Here is a 26,750-nt window from a genome sequence, read left to right on the forward strand (position 1 = left end):
CACCATCATTTTTTAATCCTTTCCGTACACCAGACTGACTGAAATCGGAGGATACTTCCACACTCCGGGTTTGGGCATAATCTGTTCGGCTCCGACAGTTATCCAGTACGAATCAGGCTTTATCTCCCTGAGCTTCCCGTCATCCGGAACCCTGGCGTGGTTGGTGTGAATATAATGAATCTGGAATATGAAAACTCCGTCTGCGCCATCTCTGTCAATCTGATAATTTTTTCTGAATGTTGTGACTGATATACTGTTTTCTTCTGCGAGTCTGTTAACCTCTTCCCTGTTAAGCTTGACAAGAATACTTTTTGCAACCCCGCGCTCGGAAAATCTCATCACAGCCCTTGACTCACAGCTCCCCACAAAGACGGTTGATATACATGGGATTTTCCTGAGATACTGGGCAGCGACTATGGCAGCGCTTCTTCTCCCTCCGACCATGAATGGAAGACCATAAAACTCAAAGAATTTTTTCTGCATATCTTCCGCGTACTTGTCACCTTTTTCATAAAGATCTTTTGAAATATACCTGAGAGTTTTTCCGAGATCTTCGGCAGCATCCGCAATAGGCCAGTCAACTTTAACATGAAAATGACTTACGGAATATCTGTCCCTCGCCCTGCTGGCAGGATCTCTTTGAATTAAAAGCGCAAAGTCCACTGGAAGAAGCCTTTTAATTGTGTCTGTAAAATAAACTGAATCCAGATATTTGTAGGTACGATCAAAATTCTCGTCCAAAGATACCGCGTCTGTTTTAAGAAGGTTAACTTTGGTTGTTTTATTATCATCAAAAAAACGGATATATTTTTTATGTATGGACGGAATGGTGTCTTCCACAAAAATCACAAGAAAAACTTTCTGACATTCATGCTCTAGGGCCGGTATTCTAGCTTTTGGCTTCATTTCCCTTCTTTCCACAAAAGGATAAGGGATGTTCTTTAATTTAAAATTCAAGTATGAATCAACAAGGCCATAATCCAGCACGACCTGCTCAAGATCGTCCCTAAGCAATTCATAATATGAACGCCTGAGCCTGTTGGCATAACTTAATTCTTCCCTGAAGCTCCAGAATGTCAAGCAGGTTTTCCTTTCAAAAGTAGCAGTGTCAAATCAATTACCGGAGAAGAGGGTTTCCGGTTTGCAACGCACAAAAGGATAAAAAAGGGGACTTTCAGATTTAACTGATAGCATTAGTCGCTTAATTCGTCAATGCACTGAGTATGAAGAGCTCACATTTACTTATTTTTTAACTGGTAAAAAATCACGGGTCAGAAAGAACTCTTAAAAAACAAAAAGAAACATCAAAGGGGATTAAAGAGCGCGTATGAAATATTTAAGAAGCCATAAGCTAAAAGTTCATGGCTTCTTTTGAACAAAGCATGGGGCTATTTTTTCTCTGATTCCTCAAGAGCTGCGACAGCAGGAAGAACCTTGCCTTCAAGGAGATAAAGGAAAGCACCGCCGCCGGTTGAGATATAGGTAATTCTTTCGGTTTCACCAGTCTTGTGGATTGCAACGTCAGTGTCACCACCGCCGACAATGGTCATTGCGTAGCAGTTTGCGATATCGTGGGCCAGAGAAATAGTTCCTCTGCTGAAGGCGTCAATCTCGAAAACACCCATCGGGCCGTTCCAGAGTACGGTTTTGGCGTCATATAGAACTTCCTGGAAAAGCCTCGATGTTGCGGGGCCGATATCGAGTATCATCCAATCGCTTGGAATTTCCTGAATTGGAACAACCTTAGTTTCGGCCTTTTGATTGATTTCACGGGCAACAACAGCATCGACAGGCAAATAAAATTTGATTTTCTTTTCTTTTGCAGCTTTTACTATTTTCAAGGCAGTTTCAAAAAGATCCGGCTCAACCATTGAATTACCTACTTCTACGCCCTGGGCAGCAAGAAAAGTACTTGCCATGGCCCCACCAATCATTATCTTATCCACGTTCAGAAGCAGATTCTCAAGAGCCTCGAGCTTGCTCGAAACCTTTGATCCACCAACTATTGCGACAAGAGGACGCTGGGGATCCTGCATCGCTTTTTTGAAATAGGTAAGCTCTTTTTGAAGAAGAAATCCGGCTGCTGATTCAGGGGCATACTTGGTGATTGATGACACAGACGCATGCTCACGATGACACACGGCAAAAGCATTATTTATATATACATCACAGTAAGATGCGAGCTCTTTAGCAAAATCGTCATTATTTTTCTGCTCGCCTGGATTGAATCTGAGATTTTCAAGGAGAATGATATCCTGGGCCTTCATTTCCTCGACCATCTTCTTTACTTCAGGGCCAATGCAGTCAGGTGCGAGCTTGACTTCTTTACCTATCAGCCTTGCAAGCCTTTTTGCGACAGGCTTCATGCAAAGTTCAGGAACGACTTTCCCGCCCGGACGCCCCATATGCGACGCTACGATTATCCTTGCATCATGATCCAGAGCGTACTGAATAGTTGGAAGAACAGCTCTTATGCGGATATCATCAGTAATATTCTGTTCTTCATCCATGGGAACATTCATGTCCACACGAATAAAAACCCTTTTCCCACTTATATCCAGATCCTTAATCGACTTCATTTGACTCCCCCATATCTATAATAATTAAAAACTATTTTTGTAACTATTCAGCATTTTGGAGATTTTTGCCTCAAAACAAATATAAGTTTAAAAATCAAGCAGATCTCACCAAACATTAAAGTTTTTGCTGAGCTTTTTTCGAAAAGCGACCTGCCGGAGGCACAAAATAAACACAGACAAACATTAGTAAATAGCCGCCTATTTTTTGCTGTTTGTGCTAAGTGTTTTCTTTTTTGACCATCTCTCAAAAAAACCTATCTTACCTGACCCGTAATTTCTATCCAGAACCTCTTCCTGGACAAAATCCCCCATAGAACCTTCAAGTGCCGATCTCAGACATTCGGTTCTGAGATCGCATTCAAGACGACACGAATCAGGAGAAATCCTGAGACCGTCATCTCCCATGGGAAATACTGATTCAAGATTCCCGTAGCAGGATGGTTTTTTCTCTTTTTCTGAATCCATACTCAATACTATAAATAATAATTATTTCAAGACCAGGATTTCATAATCCTTTTCAAACCCTGCGATATGCCCTGAGTCAGCAAAACTGAAATATTTTTTACCGCCCATTATAAGATGTTCAAGAACACTGATATCAACAAGACGGCAAGCAAAAGTAAGCCTTCGGGTTATTTCCATATCAGCTTTTGAAGGTTCTGGATCCCCGGAAGGATGATTGTGGGCAAATATAAGCGAAGCGGCCTTCTTCTCCATCGCATTTTTCACAACTTCTCTTGGATATACCGCACTTGATGTGAGAGTACCTTCAAAAAGAGTTTCTACGTCAAGGACCCGATTCTTGGCGTTAAGATAGACAACGCTGAAGTATTCCCTGTCCCTGTTGCCCATATGCATGTTCAGATAATCAAAAAGGACAGAAGGATTCCGGATGATGTCATCCTCAAATACCCTGTCCTTTAAATATCTTTCGCAAATAGCCTTTATTAGCTTTATCCCGAAGACATTTACATCGCCTACCCCGTTTATTTTCATGAGGGCTTCGGAACTTGCCTCCATGACGCCCGTAATATTCTTGAACCGGGTTAAAGCTTCCTTGGCAGCGGGTTTGCAGTCCTTCCTCGGAGTTGCGACAGTTAAAAGCAACTCCACAACTTCATAATCATGGAATCCATCAAGACCGTCCTCAAGGAATCTCTCCCTGAGTCTCTGCCTGTGCCCTTCGTTATGACCATCATTTACGGAAGCCATCAATCCCCAAACTCATCCTTGAGAGATCTTGTCATGAGTCTGTGGACAGCGTCCCTTGGAGAATAGCCATCATAGAGAATATGATAAACCTCTTCACAGATGGGAAGCTCGACTTCAAGCTTGATTGCGAGATTATATACTGACTTGGCTGTCTTAACCCCTTCTGCCACCATTTTCATTTCCGAGAGTATTTTATTTATGGATTTACCTTCTCCCAGAAGCTTGCCGACAGTATGATTGCGGCTCAGTTCTCCGGTACATGTAAGAAGAAGATCTCCAACACCTGAGAGACCAAGAAAGGTATTTGGGTCAGCTCCGAACTTGAGGCCAAGTTTTCTTATTTCTGCAAGTCCACGTGTTATTACGGCAGCCCTGGTATTAAGACTCAAATCAAGTCCGTCTGAAATTCCGGCTGCAATTGCGATCACATTTTTTAACGCACCGCCAAGTTCTACACCTACTACATCCGTATTTTTATAAACCCTGAAATATGGAGTCGCAAAAATCTGCTGAACAAAACCGGCAACATCAGAATCTGAAGACGCCGCAGTTACGACAGTTGGAGACATTTCGCCCACTTCCCTGGCAAAGCTTGGGCCTGAAAGAGCAGCGAAATTCTTTTCAGGAACGCCTGTCAAAACTTCCTTCAATACGCCGCACATTGTCAGGTATGTCTGATTTTCAATACCCTTCGACGCTGAAACAAAAACTGTATTAACCGAAACAAAAGGCTTCATCTTTTCTGCCGTCTCCCTCATCACATGGGAGGGAACAACAAGAAGAATCATATCCTTGTCTCTGGAAACTTTTTCAATATCACCCGTAGGCTTTATATTCGGAGAAAGTTTTATACCCGACAAAAAACTTTCATTTTCCAGTTTTTCTTCAATCTGACGTCTGACATCATCCTCAAAAACCCAAAGATCTATAACAGCGCCCTTGAGAGCCAGCAGATTGGCAAGTGCAGTCCCCCAGCTTCCTGCCCCAACCACGCCAATTTTATATTTTGTAATATCTATTAAATTTTCCATATACCCATATAAAAAGCCCTGGACTATTCAAAGTGCCAGGGCAGATATTCATATCATTGATATAGCTATTCCCCGGATTCTTCATCCTCAATTTCGTCCAAATCCGAAGACTCCTTGTCGCCTGCGCTGCCTTCCGCAATTCTGGCAGCAGCAATCAGTCTTTCACCCTTGTCAAGGCCAATAAGCTTCACGCCCTGGGTGTTTCTGCTTATCACGGATATTCCTGCAACTTCCATTCTTATAAGCCTACCTGTATCAGTGATAAGCATTACTTCGTCACCATCATCCACGAGATGCATATCAACCACCTGGCCATTTCTCTCGGAAGTCTTTATTGCAATAACTCCTTTTCCGCTTCTGCGTTGAACAGGGTATTCGTCGATCAATGTCCTTTTGCCGAATCCGTTTTCAGTTACGGCGAACATGGTCTGTCCATGACTTAGAACTTCCATACCCACAAGCCTGTCGCCTTCTTCAAGGTTTATACCGATAACGCCCCTGGAAACCCTTCCAGTCGGACGCACATCAGTTTCCTTGAATCTTATGGACTGACCGCCAGCTGTTCCAAGAAACACGTCCATCGCGCCATCTGTTATTCGGGCAGAAATCAGTTCGTCGCCTTCGGCAAGATCAAGTCCGATTATTCCGCCCGCCCTTGGTCTGCTATAAGCCATGAGATCTGTTTTCTTTACAAGGCCTTCACGGCTCGCTGTCAGAATGTAATGATCCGCCTTGAATTCAGGAACTGCAAGAACAGCAGAAAGCCTCTCGCCTTCACCAAAATTGAGGAGATTCACAAGAGCTTTGCCCTTGCTTGTCCTGCTTGCCTGGGGAATTTCATAGACCTTGAGCCAGTATACCTTGCCAAGGTTTGTAAAAAACAGGAAAGTATGATGTGTTGAAGCAACAAAAAGATGCTCAACAAAATCCTCTTCCTTGGTTCCCATGGCAGTCTTGCCCTTCCCTCCCCTTCTCTGGCTCTGATAGAGGGTAACCGGGCTTCTTTTAATATATCCGTCCTTTGAAACAGTAACAACCATATCTTCTTCGGTGATCATATCTTCTATGCTGATCTCTCCCGAAGCCTCGATTATTCCGGTTCTTCTTGCATCAGAGTAACTCTTCCCGAGGTCAGAAAGTTCGCCTTTTATAATGCCAAGAACCAGACTCTCGTTTCCAAGTATTTCCCTGTATCTTTCAATATCCTTCAATATCTGGTGGAACTCTTCAATTATCTTGTCCCTTTCAAGACCGGTAAGTCTCTGGAGCCTCATATCGAGAATTGCCTGGGCCTGAATAGCAGAAAGAGAAAACGTTTCTATAAGCCCTGCCTTGGCTTCTCCTGGTGATGCTGAATTTCTTATCAGGGCAACAACGGCATCAAGATTATCAAGGGCGATCTTGAGTCCTTCAAGTATATGGGCTCGTTCCTCTGCCTTGCGGAGTTCGAATTTTGTCCTTCTGACTACAACTTCCTTGCGGTGATAAATAAATTCCTGGAGAGCCTCTTTCAAGGAAAGAAGTTCAGGCCTGTTGTTTACAACTGCAAGAAGAATTATTCCGAAACTGGACTGAAGCTGGGTGTGCTTGTAAAGCTGATTGATTATAGGCTCCGCCATCTGATCGCGCCTGATTCCTATGGCTATTCTCATGCCCTCTCGGTCAGACTCGTCACGGACAAATCTTATACCTTCTATTTCCTTTGCCTTGACAAGCTCCGCGACCCTTTCTATCAGCCTGGCTTTGTTGACCTGATAAGGAATTTCTGTAATTACTATCGTTTCCTGATCATTTTTTTCATCTGTCTCAACTTCGACCTTTCCCCTGACCTGAATTATACCGCGACCTGTCTCGTAAGCTTCCCTTATTCCATTTGTACCATAGATTATTCCACCTGTAGGGAAGTCAGGACCAGGAATAAACTGCATCAGCTCAAGGGAGGTCATTGAAGGATTTTCGATAAGTGCTACAAGGGCGGCAAGGGTTTCCGAAAGATTGTGGGGCGGTATGTTTGTTGCCATACCGACTGCGATGCCTGAACTGCCATTCACAAGAAGCGCGGGAAATTTTGATGGAAAAACAGCCGGCTCATAAAGGCTGCCGTCGTAGTTGGGTGTAAAATCAACGGTTTCTTTTTCGAGGTCTGCCATCATTTCATGGGCAAGCCTCGTCATTCTTACTTCAGTATAACGCATGGCTGCCGGCGAGTCGCCGTCAATTGAGCCGAAGTTTCCCTGACCGTCTACAAGCATATAGCGCATGGAAAAATGCTGGGCCATTCGCACCATTGTATCGTAAACAGCCGTGTCTCCGTGGGGGTGATACTTACCGATCACGTCCCCGACAATACGGGCTGATTTTTTGTAAGGTTTGTTCCAGTCGTTACTGAGTTCATGCATGGCAAACAGAACACGCCTGTGTACTGGCTTCAGACCGTCACGGGCATCAGGCAGAGCCCTGCCTATTATGACGCTCATGGCGTATTCGAGGTAAGACTGTTTCATCTCACGCTCTATGCTGATTTCATGCCTTGCTTCGTTTTGCATGCGAAAATGCCCCTAAGTTATTTGTTCAGATTAATCGATCCAAACAGCTAAGATAGTTTTAATTTTGCGGATATTCAACAATTTTCTGGTAATTTGCTCTTATATGGCAATCAATTAAAAATGTCTTTAAATGAAAGGGCTCTGAGGGGTCATTTTTTTAACAAAAAACCCTTCTTGCCTAAACTAAAAGGTCAAGAAGGGTTTTTACAATCAAGCTAAAACCGGGTTTTATCTAAAAAAAATTCTTTTCAGATTGCCCGTTATCTTTCCACAATCATGGCCATACCCATACCGCCACCTATACACATTGATATAAGGCCGGTGGACATATTATTGCGTTTCATATGGTGCATACATGTAACCATCTGGCGCGCGCCTGTACATCCGATCGGATGGCCGATGGAGATACCGCTGCCCACAGGGTTTGGTGTGTCAAAATCAAGACCGAGTTCCATCATGCAGCCGATTGCCTGGCCTGCAAAGGCTTCATTCAGTTCTATATTCTGAATGTCCTTGATGGTCATGCCGGTTTTCTTGAGAACCTTTCTGATTGCAGGAACAGGACCAAGGCCCATATATGCAGGATCAAGACCGCCTGATGCAAATGCCTTTATTTTAAGAAGAGGCTCAAGACCAAGTTCTTTTGCCTTTTCAGCGCTCATCATAAGAACAGCTGCAGCGCCGTCGTTAACACCAGACGCGTTGCCGGCAGTAACAGATCCGTCTTTCTTGAATGCAGGCTTCATTGCAGCAAGTTTTTCAAGGGTAGTTGCCACTGGTCTTTCATCTGTGTCAACTATTACATCACCCTTGCGTCCCTTGATAACTACAGGAGCAATTTCATCCTTGAACCAGCCGTTCTTTATTGCTGCAACAGCGCGGCTTATACTTGTGAAAGCAACCTTGTCCTGATCTTCACGGCTTATGCCATACTTAGCGACTATGTTTTCTGCGGTTATACCCATGTGGTAGCCGTAGAAAATTTCATAGAGACCGTCATAAACGAGAAGGTCATGAATCTCGCCAACTCCTGTGAGTTCCATTCTGTGTCCCCATCTGGCTTTTTTAAGAGCCATAGGGATATTGCTCATGCTTTCCTGGCCACCTGCGAGAACCACATCAGCGTCACCATTCATGATGGACTGAGCGCCAAGCGCAATTGCCTTGAGCCCAGAACCGCATACCTTATTAACCGTAAAAGCTGGTGTCTCCTTTGAAATACCGGCTTTTATCATAGCCTGACGCGCCGGATTCTGTCCCTGCGCAGCAACAATAACATTACCCATGATAACTTCATCAATGGATATTTCTTTTGCATTGTCGTCCCACTGAGCGCCTTTTTTTTCAAGCTCGATAACGCCCTGATCCTTCAGCTTGTCAGGAGCAATAGCATTCATCTCCGCGCTTGGCACCGGCTTAAGGCCTGCCTTTTTAAGGGTTTCCCTCATTACTACAGCGCCAAGATCAGCAACAAGTACATCCTTGAGAGCGCCGCCAAAAGAGCCGACAGCAGTTCTTGCACCACTTACTATTACAACTTCCTTCATCTCCTTGCCCTCCGTTTAATAAATAGCTTAATGAAATTAAGGTTGTCGTTCCCTATAAAACTTCCTACACTGCAAAATTGAAACTTTACTGATAATTTGGAGTTAAACGTACAAACAACGTAAACCAAAGTCAACGATTAGCCATGTGCCTGATTCTTTTTTCATACAAAAAACACAAAAAATACAAATTAATTCTCGCAGCAAACAGAGACGAGTTTTACGCAAGACCAACAGACCCTGTTTCCAGATGGAACAAAGGAAGCGGAATAATCGCAGGAAAAGATCTTGAGGCTGGCGGAACATGGATGGGAATATCGGAAAACGGCCGTTTTGCGGCCCTTACAAACTTCAGGGATCCCAAATCAATTAAAAAAGATGCGCTTTCAAGAGGCCTGCTTGTTTCAGATTTTCTTGAAGGGAAAAACAGTTCTCCGGAAGAATACCTTAACCATGTTGCAGCACAAAAAAATCTTTACAATGGATTCAATCTTCTTGCAGGAGACAGGGACGATCTTTACTATTTTTCAAATCATGAAGGTATTGTCAAAAAAATAGAGCCTGGGCTACACGGCCTTTCAAATCATTTGCTTGACACGCCCTGGCCTAAAGTTGAAAAAGGCAAAAAATACCTGGAAAGCCTTATAAACTCAGAATGTTTTGAAAACCATGAAAAGGTTTTCGCTTTTCTAGAGGATTCCAAAATTCCGCCTGACCAACTTCTTCCTGAAACAGGAATGGGGATCGATTGGGAAAGGATACTCGCGCCCCTTTTCATTAAAAGCGAAGTATATGGAACAAGATCATCCAGTTTTCTATTGATCGGATATGATGGCAAAGGGATATTCACCGAAAAGACATGGATCAAGGCCGGTGCCAGCGTCATGGCTGGAGAAACGAGAGTGATAAACTTTTAAGTAAAGTAATAGCTGTAAAAAACTGGAATAGGCATTCGGCTGAATATAGCTCAAAAAAACCTCATCCCCCACTCTTGAAGGGGGAGGATGAGGTTCTCACACCTTGTATTTTAAATAAACGCCCGACAAAAATTATCAGTCTTAATTCTTCATCTTAATCAACCATATCATCCTGGATAAAATCATCCGGCTTAAGGTTCGCGTATTCATTAAGAGCTGATCTTATTTCTTTTGAACCCTTTTCAACAACGGAACGAACAGCACGGTAATGAACCTCGAGCGGAGACAAGGCATATTTACCTTTTGTCCTTATAATATAGTCCCGCACATAGCCTTTTACAGAATTCCAGGTATCCCTTCTTGCCTGGGTCTTAAGATTGGTCAGATTGTCAAGCTTTTCAAGCTGTTCCTTTTCAAACCTGGCTTCAAGGCTTTTCTGAGCCATGGTTATCCATATGAAAAACACTCCGACTGCGGCAGCTGCCCCTGCAGAGGCAAAAATCTCGAGCACAGGGAATCCGGCGAAAAACAATATTCCTGATGTTGCCGCTCCAGAAATCAGAGCGAGCAGTATTCCAAGCAAGGTGAATTTTGTCTTAAAATTCCTGAGCCTCTTTTTATAGATAATGAGAGAACCCAAAAGATGTGAAAGCCTCTCACTGTTTACTTCCACGAATGTTGCAATATTATCCAGCTGATACCTCGGAGCGTCCTGAATGGCCTTTTTAAGCTCCTCCCTCTGATTCTCAAGAAGATGCAGATACTCGGAATCATAATGTGTCTGACTTTTATTGCTGGCATGCTGGGAATATGTCAGATGAATCATTGGAATGTCTTTCCGGCCGGTCATCTGGGAAAGATTCCAGCAGAGGGTTCCATAGACCCTCAAGAGATCGGGCAAAGAAGCGCATTCATCAATACGGTTCAGAACAAAGAGTAGCCTGTCTTCAAAGGTCTCTTTTGGTAGGGTGTCCCGCAGGCTTTCATGGGCTTCTCGTCCGGTTCCTGCCTTGTGGGGATCGAAAAGTACCAGTATCAGGTCGGCGGTTCTTGCAAGATCTCCTATTGCCTCCTGATAATTGTAACCACGGTCTCGCTCTGTAATGCTGTCTATCATTCCAGGCGTGTCAATCAATGCAAGATGCTTCAAAAATGGAGAATTGACCTTTTTTAGGCAAAAATGGGCTGCGAATCTCTGTCCGTGGCGTTTGAGGGACTCGAAAGGATATTCCGGGTCGTTCATCAGGAACTTGCCATCCCTTTCATCTGTAACCCTTATGCCCGCTTCCTCGGGAACAGAATCATCATAGGTCAGGATAGTAAAGGAGTCATCTGTCGGAGCCTGGCCTGTTTTCTGAATGGTTGCCCCAAGAAATTCGTTTATGAGTGTGGATTTTCCTGAAGAATAATTACCTATTACAAGAACCTGGGGTTTCCATTTGATAGCTGACTCAAGCGGTGTCTCGCTGTATCCGTAAAGCTTTGCAGCAGGCGTCAGCTTGCCTGACACCATTTCAATTATTTCATTTTTAAGAGCTGTAAGATAATTGTCACGATACATGGCCGCCTCATTCATATGGTTCAATTATGATTGCATTTTAGGCCACCTCTAAAAATTGCCTTTTTGCCAAAGCTTAATCAGGCAGCGTCAGCGTCGTACTCTAATCCTCATTTATACAGTATAAACTCCGGTTCTTAGTGCGACACTGCTGATTCCCTTGCGCTATCAAATCAATAACTCTAATCTTTAGAGGCACCCTTTAAACTGTTTTAAAAGGAATAATAGACCTCGACTACCACATACGCAGAATGTTTTCAAACCCATAAAAAACAAACGCTAAAAGCAAATCAATAAAGCCAGGTTCTGAGCATACCAAGTAATCTGTCCTCATCCACAGGCTTCACGAGATAATCATTGGCCCCGGCCTTTAGACAGTTGTCCCTTCCCTTCAGGTCACCGCGTTCACCTGTCATTGCAATCAAAGGCACACCCTTGAACTCCGGTGAATTCTGGAAATGCTCGACAAACTTCATGCAATCTGAAAGCATGAGCCCTATATCCATGAGAACAAGATCAAAATGCTCGTTTTTTCTGACTATGGCGTCCAGCTTGGCTGCATCCCTTGCGATAAAAGGCACAAGGCCGCTGTTTTCGAGGATACTGGAAATAATGAACACATGACGCATGTCATCGTCCACGATAAGAACACGTTTATCCTTAAGAATCTGCCTGCTATCGTGAATGGAATAAAGAAGATTACGCCGCTCAGGCTTTATGTCAGTGTCCCTGCAATGCAAAAACAGGGTCGCGTCATCAAGAAGCCTTGGGAGAGACTTGGCTCCTTTGACAATAATTTTTTCAGCATAGTCATCTATTGTTATCTTTTCATCACTTACCAGTTCACGGCCAGTATAAATAATGATTGGAATATGTGATATCCTCTCACTCGATCTGATTTTATTTAGAAGATCTATCCCTGACATATCAGGCAGACCAAGGTCGAGTATCATACAGTCGTAATCGTCGTGATCCAGAAGAAATGCCGCCTCTGCCGCTGTTTCGGCAAGAGTTATATCAATTTTCGGACTGTCAATGATCTTTGAAATAAGACTTTTCTGAACAGGATCATCTTCTATGACAAGCAGTTTTCTCTGGCGGTTATAATCAGAATATTTTTCAACTTTTTCAAAAAAGGATTTAATGTCAATATCTTCAATCCGTCCCTCAATTACAAATCTGGCGCCAAGCTTTATAGCATAGACCCTGTCTTCGGCTTTTGCCACAACAAAAATAGGTATATGCCTTAGAGAAACATTTTCCTTTATCCTGGCAAGAATCCCCCAGGCATCTTTCTTGTTCACAGTGTCAAGCACCACAGCAACCCGTGGGTATGCCTCAAGCGATGATATAATCTTGCTGTTATCAAAAAAACGGGCCACCGAGTAATTATAGGTTCGGCTGTTTTTTTCAAGAAAGCTTACAAGATCTGGATCATCGGAAATTACTGCTATGGTATTTTCAAAAACAACTATTTCTTCAGCCTCCTCAATTTCCACAAAGCTGCCTAACGCTTCGTCCGGCACGACCAAAGTCTCATGCACCGATATTTCCATGGTATCACATCCATCCATGGTCTCAGGGAGAACAAGAATAAACTCGCTTCCTTTTCCAGGAAGACTCTCAAGCCTTATCTCTCCTCCAAGAAGCACGGCAATTTTTTTCGAGATCGAAAGTCCAAGTCCGGTTCCTCCATATTTTCTAGATATTGAACCATCGGCCTGAATAAAAGCATCGAATATTGCATCCTGCTTATCAGGAGGTATACCGATCCCTGTGTCCCGAACCGAAAAGGAAAGGAACTTTTTGCCGTTCACCGTATGGCCGGAGATTGCTACCTTTATATGTATCCCGCCCTTTTCGGTGAATTTGCAAGAATTGGAAAAAAAATTTTTCAGAATCTGTTCAAGCCGGTGCTGATCTGTAATGATGGCGGCGGGAACATCCTCTCCAACAAATACGGTCAGGTCGAGGTTCTTTTCTTCAGCGAGATGCCTGCACTGTCTTGAAAAATAATCGACAAAAGTCCTTATATCTATCAGGGAAGGGCATACGTCCATCTTTCCTGCTTCAACCTTGGACATGTCAAGCACGTCATTGATGAGCTTGGAAAGATCATTAGAAGCATTTATGACTGTTTCAATAAAGTCAATCTGGCGGGGGTTAAGATTTTTCTCCCTGTTCTCCGCAATGAGTTTTGACAGAACAAGAATGCTGTTCAGGGGAGTCCTGAGTTCGTGGGACATATTGGCAAGAAATTCGGATTTATAAGTACTGGCCGCCTCAAGGTCTCTAGCCTTGTCCCTGAGCTGTTTCTGAATTTCCTCAAGCTCTTTGTTCTTTAACTCCATGCTTCTTTTCTGGCTTTCAAGCTCACTGGCCTGGGCCTCGAGATATCTGTTTGTCTTGAGAAGAGCCTCATGCTGCCTGCGAAGAAGATCCTCGGCTCTTCTTCTAAGCGAAATATCCCTCACTGTTATGAGTGCAAATATCTTGCCTTCAAGCTGAACCTTACTGAAAGACACCTCAACCGGGAACTCGGCTCCATTCTTCTTTTTGTGCTCAAACTCGTAAATCCCGCTCACATCATCTGCGCTTATCTGCCAGTAGACATCAGGATCTGCAAAAAGAGAAGAAATAACCATTGCTGAAAATTCCCTGCGGGAATAAGCATACATGGACATTGCAGACCTGTTTGCCTCCATGATGAACCCAGTCTCATCGTCCACGATAAAACAGGCATCAGATATGAATTCAAAAACCCTGGCATAAATCTCACCACTTTTTATCTTGCGCGGGCCATAAAGTGGAATTATATGGGATTTTTTTTTCTCGTCACTCAGTTTGAGTATATCGAAAATTTTTTCATTGATGGATTTTTTCTTGGGCAGATAGTCGTCCGAACCTGCCTTCATGGCTTCCACAGCCTTTTCATATGAAGGTGAGTCCGAAACAATGACAAAAGGTATCTCAAAGATTTCTTTGATTTTCCTGCAAAACTCTATTCCGGAACCTTTTGGCATCTCATCTTCGGCAATAATAAAATCCGGTCTCAGGCTTTCGACTGCAATTTCGGCATCATCAGGATCTGAAAACTGAAAATGATTGACTATAAAATCAAGATTACTGCAGTATTCATGCAGAGTCGTTCCAAATCCTGTTTTGTTACTCAGAATCAGAATATTCATGAACGCATGGCCAAAAACATAAAAACATTTCTCATATGCTGCCCCTGTAAACAACCTGGTTACGTCCCCTCTGCTTGGCAATGTAAAGAGCCTTGTCAGCCGAAGAAATAAGGTTTTCCGAAGTTTTGTAATCAAGCCGATCAAGATCTGCCAGCCCGACGCTCAAAGTAACATGGATAATAGTATCGCCGTAGGTAAAATCATATCCGCCAATCCTGTTTCTGAGGCGTTCACAACCGATCACTGCCTTTTCAGGACTGGTATTGGGCAAAATTATGGCAAACTCCTCGCCGCCATACCTGCAAATAAGATCGCTTTCCCTTATGACATCCTTAAGAAGCCTTCCCATTTTTGAAAGAACCGCATCTCCGGCAGGATGGCCATATGTGTCATTGATCAACTTAAAAAAATCCAGATCGACGATACAAAGAACCAGAGCACTCCTGAATCTCATTGCGCGGGCTACTTCCCTGTCCAGGGCTTCACTGAAATATCTTCTGTTATAAAGACCTGTCAGTTCATCCCTTGTACTCATTTCAGCCATTTTGGCCTGGGCCTGGAGTGCGGTTTTTTTCAGTTCAGCCTTCTGAATTGTATTTGAAATAATTCTTAATAAAGTGATCGGGCTGATTTTTGATTTAGGGATATAATCGTAGGCTCCGAGCTTGATCATTCTTGTGGCGATTATTTCATCACCGCATCCTGTAATCACGACGCTTGGAACATCAATGGCCTCTTTTCTCATGGTTTCCAGAAAATCTATGCCGTTACCGTCAGGGAATCTGAAATCCATCATTATCAGATCATAGTGTTCGATTTTTAAAAGGCGTATCGCATCGGCAATTGTTGAAACTCTCCTGAAAATGATATTGGTGCTGTCAATGAGCATGCCTTTGATAATCTCAAAATCATTTTCGCTACTTTCCACGGATAAAATGGACAGATGACGTTCAATATTATGTATGCCACGGACATCTTCCGTGGTTTTTGTCTCAAAGATCTGGAAAACCTGCATTCTGTTGATTGTATTATCTATCGTGGCACCGGCATCCTTGATAATTCTCATGTGATCACTGAGAAGTTCAGGGTCTTCAAGATCTTTTTCAAGCATGGCTATGCCCCCCAAAAGGACATCGAGCGGCTGTCTTAGATCCTGGGCAGTGGCACCTGCCATCTGAAGAAGCATCTTTAGGCGCTCTTCTTCAATAAGCGACTGCTGCTGTTCAAGAATTTTTCTATTGGCAAGGTCAAGCTCGGTTACTATTCTTTCAAGGGTTCTGGCGGTCTGCTCAAGGGATCTTTTCTGTTTGTAGAGTTCTATGAACACAGAAACCTTATTCCTTAAAATGGCCGGATCCAGAGGCTTGAAAAGATAATCAACTGCTCCTGTTTCATAGCCCTTAAAGACCTGCCTTGCGTCCTTGCTTATTGCAGTTACAAAGATGATTGGAATACGCTTGGATTTTTCACTTGAACGCATAAGCTCTGCGATTTCGAATCCATCCATGTGAGGCATCTGGACATCAAGCAGAACAACTGCAAAATCATGCTCCAGAATCATGGCAAGGGCATCATTGCCTGATGTCGCCTTAAAAAAGCATATTGACGGATCATCAAGAATACTTTCCAGAACCATGAGATTCTCTGGTTTATCATCGACAAGCAGAATATTGACAGGAAGGTTGCTGCTCATATGGCTCCGATTTTAAAAGGCGTTGAGGGAATCAGACATTAATAGATCAGCTGACCGATTATTTGGGTTCACTTAATGACATTAACATTAAAAACAGTAAATTTGCAAATTCGATAGCTTTTTGTGGTTATGCTCAATTCTCAGTAACATTTGAAAGTTCATGGGCTTAGCATTTTTAAAACTCTAAAAATATCCGTTTTTTGCCTATTAACAAAACCATAAAGTTTTTGCGGAGCTTTTTACAAAAAGCGACCCGCCGGAGGCACTCGGCTTAACGTCGGATTACGGACAAAGGGCGTCCTAATCCGACCTACGCATCACACTTTTTTGATGACAAATTAACCATAAAAGGCACTTCTTAACTGAAAATCAGGCAAAGCCACATAGCTTTTTGATTTATTGAAGCCTGAAGAATTAATGAGAAGCTAATTTCCTTAATGGATTGATCTTGAACATTTCTTGAAAAGTCCACTTAGAAAAAAATTTGTAGCTTAGCCGGCAAATAAAACAGATGAGAAAAGGGGCTCTTTTCAAAAGCCCCTCCTTCTTTTTTTACTTCAATCTTATTCGCACAGAATTAGCATGAGCCTCCAGGCCTTCAATATCAGCCAGCCTCATAATATCATCAGCCTCTTTAATGAAAGCATCCTTGGAATAATTGATCAGACTTATTCTTTTTGTGAAATGCTCCACTGATAAGGCTGAGGCGAATCTCGCTGTCCCTGATGTAGGAAGAACGTGATTTGGCCCTGCTATGTAATCGCCCACTGGCTCAGGAGTATATCTGCCCATAAACACTGCGCCTGCGTTTCTAATTTTCCCGAGAAATTCAAAAGGCGTTTCAACCTGAAGCTCAAGATGCTCAGGAGCTATCCTGTTTGAAAGCTCAATTGCAGCATCCATATCCGGGACAATGAACGCGCCTGCAAAATTATTGACAGATTCAATTGCAATTTCTTTTCTGGGAAGATTCTCAAGCTGCTTCCTGACCTCTTCCACTGTTTCCTCTGCAACTTTCTTTGAAACAGTAACAAGGATACTTGACGCCATCGTATCATGCTCTGCCTGGGAAAGAAGATCAGCAGCAAGATGAGCCGGATCTGCCTTCTCGTCCGCAATCACAAGAATCTCGCTTGGGCCTGCAATCATATCTATGCCAACGGCTCCTGAAACAAGCTTCTTGGCAAGTGTCACATAAATATTTCCCGGGCCTACGATCACATCCACTTTTTTTATTGTTTCTGTCCCATAAGCAAGTGCGGCAACGGCCCAGGCGCTTCCTGTCTTATATACCACATCTGCGCCTGTCATTTTAGCAGCAACAAGAAGATATGGATTGATCCCGCCGTCTTTCATCGGAGGAGTTACCATGGCGATATGCTGAACGCCTGCTATCTTTGCAGGAACGACGCCCATTATTACGGAAGAGACAAGCGGAGTCATTCCGCCTTTTGCTCCAGGCACATAAACCCCGGCAGCATCAACAGGTTTTATCATCTGACCAACGATAACTCCGTCTCTTGGTGTGTCTATCCAGGAATTCTTTGTCTGGCGGGCATGAAATTCACGCACCTGATTTATTGATCTTTCTATGGCTTTTATGAACTCAGGGCCTGCTTTTTTCTCGGCTTCAGCAAACTCCGCCTCTGTAACAATGAGGCTATCAGCCTTTAGATCCGGAGAGTCGAAACGGTTGGTATAGTCAATAACAGCTGAGTCGCCTCTTTTTCTGACATCATGAATTATATCGAGAACTTTTTTTTCGTCTTCTTCTGTAAAATCAACGCTTCTCTTTTCTGTAAGATCTTTTATCCAGACTTCTGCGTCTTTTGAAGGATAACTGAATATTTTCATTTCAACTCCATGTTTACGGAATAGTATTTTTCTATTATTAGACTGTTTATGAATATATTTTAAATACTCTAACCAGACAATTCATATTTCAGATAAAAACAGTCTGTTTCAGGAGAAACAAATGGAATACAACAGAATATACAATTTCAATCCGGGTCCAGCTGTTCTGCCAGTTGAAGTTCTTGAAGAAGTCAGGGACAATTTCATGAATTTCAATAGTTCAGGAATGTCCATAACAGAAATCAGCCACAGATCCAAACTTTTCGAGGCTGTGCTTGATGATGCGATTTCAAGAACAAAGCGGCTTCTCAACCTTGGGCCAGAATATCATGTTATTTTTGTACAGGGCGGAGCAAGCATGCAGTTCTGCATGATCCCCATGAATCTTCTGGGTGAAGGCAGAAAGGCTGATTATATAAATACGGGTATATGGGCCACAAAAGCTATTCAGGAAGCAAAAAACCTCGGCAAAAATGTCAATGTTGCCGCGACATCAGAAGATCGCAATTTCTGCTACATCCCAAGACAATTTAATCTCTCAGATGACGCTGATTACGTTTACATTACTACAAATAACACCATAAAAGGCACTCAGTGGCATAATTTCCCAGATACAGGCAAGATCCCGCTCATTGCAGACATGTGTTCGGACATCTTAAGCCGTCCGCTTCCCATTGATAAATTCGGGCTCGTCTACGCAGGCGCCCAGAAGAATATAGGGCCTGCCGGAGTCACCATGGTCATAATCAGGGATGACATGCTGAAAAAGGTGGATGAAAAACTTCCTACCATGCTCAAATACACAACGTATGTAAAAAACAATTCAATGCACAATACTCCTCCGTGTTTTGGAATCTATATGGTTGCCCTTACGCTTAAATGGCTTGAAGAAAAAATAGGCGGTCTCGGACAGATGGAGACAATAAATAAGAAGAAAGCTTCCATCTTATATGATTTCATGGACTCAGGGTCTTTTTACAGAGGTACGGCAGACAAAGACAGCAGATCTCTCATGAATGTGACATTCCGTATGCCAACTGAAGAACTTGAAAAAGAGTTTGTAAAAACCGCCCTTGAAAATGGTTTTGGAGGACTCGCCGGACATAAGTCTGTTGGAGGCTGCAGGGCTTCAATTTATAATGCAATGCCTATAAAAGGCGTTGAAGAGCTGATAAAGTTCATGAAAGAATTCGAAGAAAAAAAAGGATAATTCCATAGTTCCGGTTATTGATCAGAAATATCGGGGGTTGTAGTACAAGCCCCCGCGATCATAAAGTCACGCCCAATAAAGGCAACAAATTCTTTTGGGTGCCCCTAAAAATAAGGCACTGTTCCAGTTAAGCATGGAATTATCTTTATTCCAATATTTTACCAATATTTCAAATAAAAAGCTGCCACCGGCGAAGCCTGTCCCTGTAAAAACCGGGAGCCGGAATCCAGAAATGTCTAAAAAGACAATGAGCCTGATCAAGCCAGGCATGAGGCCAGCTTTTTTTTGACCTTTTGCGAGTCCATCAAATTTTATCAAATAATATTTATTCCATTCATGAGTGCATTTTTTGTTCATTGTTTGATATAACTGTTCAGTAAAAATTCAAAACAAATCAAACATCCAATTTTCAGACTAATAAACCAACAAAAGGAGAATGCATGAAAAGGATTTTTTTAATAATAGTATTTTTAAGTATCCACTCGCCCTCTTTTGCCTCAGTGCTCGAAGGGACTTACACATCCCTTGCTGACAACGGCACATGGACAATGTATCTGAATGACTCAGGCAGCGAAGGCACTCTTTATATGCTCTCAGCCAGATATTTCTTCATCAGATATGGCACAGGCACATATAATTCTGTTACAGGAGAAATTTCAGTACCATCCATGTCTTCTCCGCTTGGCGACACATCCAGCATGACAGCAAACCTTACAGGATCTTCGGTTACAGGCGTCTGGCAGTCAAGCACTTTTGGACGAGGTACCTTGACAGGTGATAACAGAGCCCTTGATTTTTATTCTGGTTTCAAAGGTTACAGAAATCTTCAGGTGAATGATCCCCAGGGCGCTTTCATGACTCTCATTCAATTCTCGGACGAAGGCAAGGCTACCCTGTATGATAGATACGGGGCAACCATTGGCAACGGATTCATCAACAGCAACGGCACGATCGGTGTTGCCGTAAGCGGAACTGACGTTACGCTTGTGGGTACAATTGCAAACGGAGCTTTGACAGGAGGCTACTGGGCATATTATCAGACTGGATCAACCCAATGGCCCACTGTAACTGAAGTAACCTGCAATGTAATCCCCAATTATGTCCAGATGAACCAGAGCACATTCCCAAGAGTCGGCGAACGTGTGACCTTTAATACCAGCACTATTTCCGAATGCCCAAACACCTCATCCTATTATCAGTATTTCTATTGCCCGGACTACGGATCTGCAAGCTATGATCCCAATTTATGGGTTAGCATGAATTCATTTTCAACTGAAAGCAGTCTTACTTACGCCTTTGACTCAGCTGGATATTATGTCGTTGTTGTCTGGACGAGCGCAAAGCCGGTTCATCAGAATCCTGCCACCCAGGGAGGCTTTACAATTCTTGTAAAAAATTAGCCTGAGGCATTTTCCTGCTCAGGATGAATCCATAGTCTTTCATTGCCTATGGTATGACCTTTTCCCAAAGCAGAATAATGAAACCTGATTGATTTATTCCTGTTTTGATGGACTATCAAAAAAGGACACTGGAGCCATGCCTGGTTTGATCCGGCATCTTTATTGAGGCTTGGGGTTTTTCACCGGTTTAAATAAAGAGAACGTTTGTTTGCTTGGTTTTCGGCTGGTCGCTTTATAATAGAAATAGAATTACACAGCAAATTGCATTGCACTTTTTCAGACTTTTCGGCAATCACAGTGCCGGGAAAAATTATGCGGACGAATAAAAAGGGGCCGATCCTTTCGGATCGGCCCCTTTTTTATTTATGATCTAAAAGCTGTTAAGCTGATTAAACCATTTCGAAGATAGCGCAAGCGCCCATACCACCACCGATACACATAGAAACTATACCATATTTACCATTGGTACGTTTGAGATGTGCAAGGAGAGTAGCGGTAAGTTTTGCACCAGTACATCCCAGTGGATGGCCAAGAGCAATAGCACCACCGTTAGGATTTACTTTTTTCATTGCGTCGGTTCCCCATATTCCGAGTTCCTTGAGGCAATGAATAGCCTGGGAAGCAAAAGCTTCGTTAAGCTCAAAGCAATCGATCTGATCTATGGTAAGGCCAGCGATCTTGAGAGCCTTTGGAATTGCATATTTAGGACCAACGCCCATTTCTTCTGACTTGCAGCCAGCAACCGCATAAGCAACAATCTTTGCGATTGGCTTGAGGCCAAGACGATCACAAGCTTCTTTTGAAGCAACGATTGTAGCAGCAGCGCCGTCAGTTGTCTGTGAAGAGTTAGCAGCAGTAACACCGCCGCCGAACTTGAAAGGAGAGCTCAAACGAGCAATACCTTCCGGGGTTGTTCCACCGCGTACGCCATCATCTGCAGAAATAATTTTGCTGGTTTTCTTGAAGGTTCCGTCAGCCTGTGGCTCATAGTAGTAAGCTGGAGTAGGAACTATTTCAGTGAAAACGCCGGCAGCCTGAGCAGCAGCAGCCTTTGCGTGTGAATTGCACGCAAATTCATCCATTTCAGCGCGGGTAATGCCATATGATCCAGCAACATTTTCAGCGGTTACACCCATTGAAATGTATGCTTCTGGTTCAACTTTTGCAAATTCTGGGTGAGGGCGTGGAGTATTTCCACCCATTGGAACATAAGTCATGGACTCAACACCACCGCCCATTGCAACTTCTGACCATCCTGCCTGAACACGAAGTGACGCAAGAGCAATCGCTTCAATGCCAGAAGAGCAGAAACGGTTAACGGTAGCGCCTGAAACTTCATTTGGGAAGCCTGCCATACGTGCAGCGATACGGGCTACGTTAATGCCCTGCTCACCTTCTGGCATAGCACAACCGATCATGCAGTCATCAATTTCAATTGGATTGATGCCTGCTTTTTCAGCGCAAGACTTCATGATGAAGGACAGCAAATCTTCAGGACGAGTTTCACGGAATGCGCCCTTCTTGTTTTTGCAACCCGGAGTTCTTACGGATTCAACAATATATGCTTCTCTCATTTATATTCTCCTTAAAATCTTTACATGGTTGATAACAGGTTTACACTCGATTAGTTACGGAGCGGTTTGCCAGTTGTCAACATATGCTCGATACGTGCGAGGGTCTTGTCTTCTTTAAGGAAGTCAACGAAAGCATCTCTTTCGAGCTTGAGGATCAGTTCTTCTTCAACCTCTGTACCATACTTAACGTCGCCACCAGCAATAACGAATGCAATACGTTTTGCAAGGAATGCATCGTATTCGCTCATGAATCCGCCGTTGAGCATGTTGTAAAGCTGAGCAACGATCATACCCTGACCTTCACCACCAACTACACGGAGTTTTTCTTTTCTTGCAGGAGCATATCCGTCTTCAACCATACGGAGAACTTCTTTCTTGGCTTCGCCGATCAGAAGGTCACGGTTGAAAATGATGCGGTCTGTCTGAGCGCTGAGGTGACCGTTAGCAACCGCACCAGCAGCTGACATGGAAACTTTAGCCATAGCGATTGCCATGAAAGCGCTGATATAATATTTGGTAAGGTCAACTTCTTTTACGCTGCCTGCAGGAAGAGCATTGAGCATCTTCTTGTAGAGGTTAAGACAACCACCGCCAGCAGGAAGAAGACCAACGCCTATTTCAACGAGACCCATGTAAAGTTCAGAATGAGCTACCATCTTGTCCGCAGAACCAATACAAGTTTCACAGCCACCGCCGAGAACCATTCCGTAAGGAGCAGCAACGATCGGGAAGCTTGAGTATCTTGCATTCTGGAGACCGTACTGTGCCTTCATGAGGAATGCGTCGATTTCTGCATATTTCTTGTCTTTGGCCATGCCAAGAACGAAAGAAAGGTCAGCACCGGCAGAGAATGCACCTGGCATACCAGGAGCCTGGTTACCGATAACAAGACCAGCACCATTTGCATCTACAAACTCAAGAGCCTTGCCAATGAAATCAATGATTTCACCGTTAAGGGCATTCATCTTTGTGTGGAATTCACAGCAGAATACATCATCACCAAGGTCGATAAGTGAAGCAGAAGCGCAGGTCATTGCAACTTTCTTAGGATCTGCCTTTACTGCCGCAAGGGTGATAGCTGTTTCGCTTACCTGAACCGGCTTGTAACCGCCAGCTACCAGGTCATAATAAAGACGCTTGCCATTTTCTACCTTGTAGAAAGAAGTTGCGCCTGAAGCGAGCATTTTTTCAACTGCTGGAGAAACAGCAAGACCTTCTGCTTTCATTCTGTCAACAGACTTCTTAACGCCGATCATGTCCCAAGTTTCGAAAGGACCAACTTCCCATCCATAGCCCCATTTCATAGCGTTGTCGATTTCAACAAGGCTGTCAGCTATTTCAGGAATTCTGTTTGCACAGTAGGTCATTGCGTTTGCGGAACATTTCCATACAAATTTTGCGCCCTTGTCATCGCCGTAAACAACGGTCTGAACTTTTTCAGCAAGGGTAGCAACTTTCTTTGCAGCGTCAAGACATGGGAATGAAGGCTTGCCTGCTTCAACATATTCGCCGGTTGCAGGGTTAAGCTGCATCTTGACGTTCTTGCCAGCTTCATTCTTGACTTTCTTGTAGAAACCAGCCTTGGTCTTGTTACCAAGCTGACCATTCGCTACCATCTTCTTGAGGTACTCAGGAACAGCAACTGTGTCTCTCATTTCATCAGTCGGGCACAGGTTGTAGGAGTTATCCGCAACGTGTACCATTGTATCGAGACCTACGAGGTCAGCTGTACCGAAGATAGCTGTTTTTGGACGTCCCATGGATGCACCGAAAAGAGCATCTGCTTCAGCAGGAAGAATTCCGTCTTCCATGATCGCCTGGAGAACCTTTCCAATTCCCTGGATACCGATACGGTTACCAATGAAGTTAGGAGTGTCTTTCGCCCAAACGATACCTTTTCCAAGCATAACTTCGCCAAACTTGGCCATGAAATCAAGAACTTCCTGTTTGGTTTCTGCGCCAGGAATGATTTCAAGAAGATGCATGTAACGTACTGGGTTGAAGAAATGGGTTCCAAGGAAATGAGCCTTGAAATCAGCTGAAAAGCCGTCGGAAATCTTCGCAAGTGGAATACCTGAGGTATTTGAAGACACGATAGCGTCTGCTTTTCTTATACCTTCGATACGTTTGAAAAGGTTTCTCTTGATTTCGAGGTTTTCAACGATAACTTCGCAGATCCAGTCACAGTCTGCAAGCTTGTTGAAATCGTCTTCAAGGTTGCCAAGCTCGATAAGAGAAGCATCTTTCTTGGTCATGAAGAGTGAAGGTTTAGCAGCAAGAGTAGCTTTCATACCTGCTTCAACCATTCTATTGCGAGCTGCCTTATCTTTCTTTTCTTCATCTGTGAGATTGAAAGGAACGATGTCGAGCAGAAGCACTTTTACCCCAGCACCAGCCAGGAGAGCAGCAATACCGCCACCCATAATACCTGAACCGATAACTGCAGCCTTTCTGATTTTTCTTACCATGATTTCCTCCTGTATATACGTAAGATTGCACGAACACCAAAATAATTATACTTATCCTATATACTGAATAAACATCCAGATCATTAACAAAGCCTGTCTGAGGCTGTCAAGAAAAAAGCTTGTTCCACAGTAAAATGAGAAGTAAAAATAAATATATTTAAATTCAAGAAGTTAAACACAACACTTGAATTTTCCCCAATATGCAGCTCCGGCCCAAAATGCCAGAAAGCTTGCTGAACAATGCTTCGCAAATATGGAGCAAATGGTGTGTCAGATGACTAAAATTGAACAATTATTCAATTACACCGTTTTTGTGACAATATCAAACGCCCCATCTTGATGAAACTGCATTTGGAATTCCGATATGGTCAAGAATCCTTGATACAACAGTATCCACAAGCGCTTCAATTGAAACGGGAAAACTGTAAAATGACGGAGAAGCCGGCATTACCGTAGCTCCGGCCACTGAGAGCGTCCTCATATTTTCTATATGAATGAGATTAAGAGGGGTTTCCCTGATAACAGCAACCAGGGGTCTTTTTTCCTTAAGACACACATCCGCTGCCCTGTGAATCAGATTCCCGCCTATGCCGTTTGCGACAGAGCCGAGTGACTTCATGGAGCATGGAACTATCACCATTCCTGAATTAATGAAAGAACCACTTGCCGGGGGTGCAAAAAAATCATTTTCAGCATAAATTTTTAAACACGAATCAGGATGCTTATCAGTACAACACCCAAGCAAAAAAGCATAAATGTTTTCACCGTCCCATCCGCTTTCATGCATGAGAAGCATTTTCCCTGATTCAGACACACAAAGATGAACCTCAACTCCTGAGGCCATCAGCGCCCCCAGAGTCCTGATTCCATAGATGACACCTGACGCGCCTGTAATTGCCAGCACGATTTTTTGGGGCTCTATGGCGCTTTCAACGGCATATCCTCTTGGCATCATCCGATCATCCTCCCAAACAGCAGGTCACCTGCAATGCCAAGCAAAAGCACGACGGAAATAACACTATTGATATGAAAAAAGGCAATGTTGACCTTTGACAAATCATTGGGATTCACCAGCCTGTGCTCAATAATCAGCAGAAGCCCGATAATTAGTGAGGAGACATAATAAATAAGTCCGAGTCCGGACGCAAAACCTATGGCCACAAAAAATACAAAAGAAGCAATATGAACATATGTCGAAATATCAAGCGCTTTAGCAACACCGAGCTTTGCCGGTATTGAATGCAATCCCTCCCTGGAATCAAATTCATAATCCTGGCAGGCATAAAGAATATCAAAACCAGCAATATGAGTCATTAGTGCCAGGGAAAACAAGACTGGAATCCAGGAAAAAGTCCCTGTCATTGCAACCCATGCACCTGTCGGAGCAAGCGAAATGGCAAAACCAAGATAAAAATGGCAGAAGAGTGTGAATCTTTTCGTATAGGAATATCCTAATAAAACAGCCAAAACCGGAAAGGAAAGATAGAAGCAGAGATTCCCCAGCATTGCCGAAGCAATTATAAAAACAATAGAGGACGCAACTACAAATAATGTTGCTGATCCGGCGGATATCTCTCCTTTAGGAATTTCACGAACCGCAGTCCTTGGATTTGAGGAGTCCATCCCTGCGTCCACTATTCTGTTGAATCCCATGGCCGCTGATCTCGCACCGACCATTGCCACAATGATCCAGAATAACCTTGAGAACGAAAAGCCAAAATCCCTTGCTGCAATAATAACTGCGGAAAGCGCGAACGGAAGGGCAAAAATGGTGTGACTGAATTTGATCATCCTGCCGAACACAACGGCCCGTTCGAGGAGAACCGAAAGCTTCTCCTTTTTAAAAGAAAGCATCATTAAAGTCCTGTTCAGATATTTTATATGGAAAGAAAACAAATCATGAAGCCATGGCAGATTCAATGATATGTCCATGGCAGATCAGCAATTATCAGATACGCCTGTTTTTTTGAAGAAAA

General features: G+C 43.4%; 18 protein-coding genes. 3 read left to right on the top strand and 15 right to left on the bottom strand.

Features of this window, described 5'->3' with window-relative positions:
* Nucleotides 1-12: 12 nt before the first annotated feature.
* The 7 genes from K245_RS0100730 to K245_RS0100760 form a co-directional block, all read right to left on the bottom strand.
* Entirely contained in the window at nucleotides 13-1,080 is a 1,068-nt protein-coding gene (locus K245_RS0100730) for a hypothetical protein (RefSeq protein WP_027357775.1), read from the bottom strand.
* Nucleotides 1,081-1,388: 308 nt separating this feature from the next.
* Entirely contained in the window at nucleotides 1,389-2,579 is a 1,191-nt protein-coding gene (locus tag K245_RS0100735; protein WP_027357776.1) for a phosphoglycerate kinase, read from the bottom strand.
* A 198-nt stretch (nucleotides 2,580-2,777) separates the two neighbouring features.
* On the bottom strand, nucleotides 2,778-3,044 hold the full coding sequence (locus K245_RS0100740) for a hypothetical protein (RefSeq protein ID WP_027357777.1): 267 nt from the start codon (nucleotides 3,042-3,044) through the stop codon (nucleotides 2,778-2,780).
* Between the two features lie 21 nt (nucleotides 3,045-3,065).
* Nucleotides 3,066-3,791 (bottom strand): RadC family protein, encoded by a 726-nt coding sequence (gene radC, locus K245_RS0100745; protein WP_027357778.1) that lies wholly within the window; start codon nucleotides 3,789-3,791, stop codon nucleotides 3,066-3,068.
* A complete protein-coding gene (locus tag K245_RS0100750) occupies nucleotides 3,791-4,822 on the bottom strand; it encodes an NAD(P)H-dependent glycerol-3-phosphate dehydrogenase (RefSeq protein WP_027357779.1) in 1,032 nt (343 codons plus the stop codon). Before K245_RS0100750 ends, radC begins: the two co-directional genes overlap by 1 nt.
* A gap of 65 nt (nucleotides 4,823-4,887) precedes the next feature.
* The gene (gene gyrA, locus K245_RS0100755) at nucleotides 4,888-7,368 is read right to left on the bottom strand and encodes a DNA gyrase subunit A (protein WP_027357780.1); all 2,481 of its coding nucleotides are present in this window, start codon (nucleotides 7,366-7,368) and stop codon (nucleotides 4,888-4,890) included.
* Nucleotides 7,369-7,628: 260 nt separating this feature from the next.
* Nucleotides 7,629-8,915, bottom strand: a complete 1,287-nt coding sequence (locus K245_RS0100760) for a thiolase family protein (RefSeq protein WP_027357781.1) — start codon at nucleotides 8,913-8,915, stop codon at nucleotides 7,629-7,631.
* 143 nt (nucleotides 8,916-9,058) lie between these two features.
* Here K245_RS0100760 and K245_RS22425 point away from each other — a divergent pair, with 143 nt between their 5' ends.
* Complete coding sequence (locus K245_RS22425) at nucleotides 9,059-9,829, top strand: NRDE family protein (RefSeq protein WP_051283723.1); 771 nt, start codon at nucleotides 9,059-9,061, stop codon at nucleotides 9,827-9,829.
* Nucleotides 9,830-9,983: 154 nt separating this feature from the next.
* Here the strand turns inward: K245_RS22425 and K245_RS22430 are convergent, their stop codons facing one another.
* The 4 genes from K245_RS22430 to hisD form a co-directional block, all read right to left on the bottom strand.
* Nucleotides 9,984-11,390, bottom strand: coding sequence for a dynamin family protein (locus K245_RS22430; RefSeq protein WP_198013785.1), 1,407 nt, complete (start codon nucleotides 11,388-11,390; stop codon nucleotides 9,984-9,986).
* A gap of 287 nt (nucleotides 11,391-11,677) precedes the next feature.
* Nucleotides 11,678-14,575: a response regulator gene (locus K245_RS22435; RefSeq protein ID WP_156906661.1), complete on the bottom strand. Its 2,898-nt coding sequence runs from the start codon at nucleotides 14,573-14,575 to the stop codon at nucleotides 11,678-11,680.
* 31 nt (nucleotides 14,576-14,606) lie between these two features.
* The gene (locus K245_RS26095) at nucleotides 14,607-16,268 is read right to left on the bottom strand and encodes a diguanylate cyclase (protein ID WP_051283725.1); all 1,662 of its coding nucleotides are present in this window, start codon (nucleotides 16,266-16,268) and stop codon (nucleotides 14,607-14,609) included.
* A gap of 552 nt (nucleotides 16,269-16,820) precedes the next feature.
* Nucleotides 16,821-18,122 carry a histidinol dehydrogenase gene (gene hisD / locus K245_RS0100790; RefSeq protein ID WP_027357783.1) on the bottom strand — a complete coding sequence of 434 codons (1,302 nt, stop codon included), beginning with the start codon at nucleotides 18,120-18,122 and terminating at the stop codon, nucleotides 16,821-16,823.
* 121 nt (nucleotides 18,123-18,243) lie between these two features.
* On the opposite strand from hisD, the gene serC reads away from it, so the two are divergent.
* Complete coding sequence (serC, locus tag K245_RS0100795; protein ID WP_027357784.1) at nucleotides 18,244-19,332, top strand: 3-phosphoserine/phosphohydroxythreonine transaminase; 1,089 nt, start codon at nucleotides 18,244-18,246, stop codon at nucleotides 19,330-19,332.
* Nucleotides 19,333-19,772: 440 nt separating this feature from the next.
* On the top strand, nucleotides 19,773-20,732 hold the full coding sequence (locus tag K245_RS0100805) for a hypothetical protein (RefSeq protein ID WP_027357786.1): 960 nt from the start codon (nucleotides 19,773-19,775) through the stop codon (nucleotides 20,730-20,732).
* Between the two features lie 389 nt (nucleotides 20,733-21,121).
* Here the strand turns inward: K245_RS0100805 and K245_RS0100815 are convergent, their stop codons facing one another.
* The 4 genes from K245_RS0100815 to K245_RS0100830 all read right to left on the bottom strand — a co-directional run bounded on the left by K245_RS0100815 (nucleotide 21,122) and on the right by K245_RS0100830 (nucleotide 26,631).
* Entirely contained in the window at nucleotides 21,122-22,306 is a 1,185-nt protein-coding gene (locus K245_RS0100815; protein ID WP_027357787.1) for a thiolase family protein, read from the bottom strand.
* Between the two features lie 50 nt (nucleotides 22,307-22,356).
* On the bottom strand, nucleotides 22,357-24,774 hold the full coding sequence (locus K245_RS0100820; protein WP_027357788.1) for a 3-hydroxyacyl-CoA dehydrogenase/enoyl-CoA hydratase family protein: 2,418 nt from the start codon (nucleotides 24,772-24,774) through the stop codon (nucleotides 22,357-22,359).
* 322 nt (nucleotides 24,775-25,096) lie between these two features.
* A complete protein-coding gene (locus K245_RS0100825; protein WP_232223775.1) occupies nucleotides 25,097-25,729 on the bottom strand; it encodes a UbiX family flavin prenyltransferase in 633 nt (210 codons plus the stop codon).
* Nucleotides 25,726-26,631, bottom strand: a complete 906-nt coding sequence (locus K245_RS0100830; RefSeq protein ID WP_232223776.1) for a UbiA-like polyprenyltransferase — start codon at nucleotides 26,629-26,631, stop codon at nucleotides 25,726-25,728. Before K245_RS0100830 ends, K245_RS0100825 begins: the two co-directional genes overlap by 4 nt.
* Nucleotides 26,632-26,750: the final 119 nt, after the last annotated feature.

This window comes from Desulforegula conservatrix Mb1Pa (assembly GCF_000426225.1).
Lineage (GTDB): Bacteria > Desulfobacterota > Desulfobacteria > Desulfobacterales > Desulforegulaceae > Desulforegula > Desulforegula conservatrix.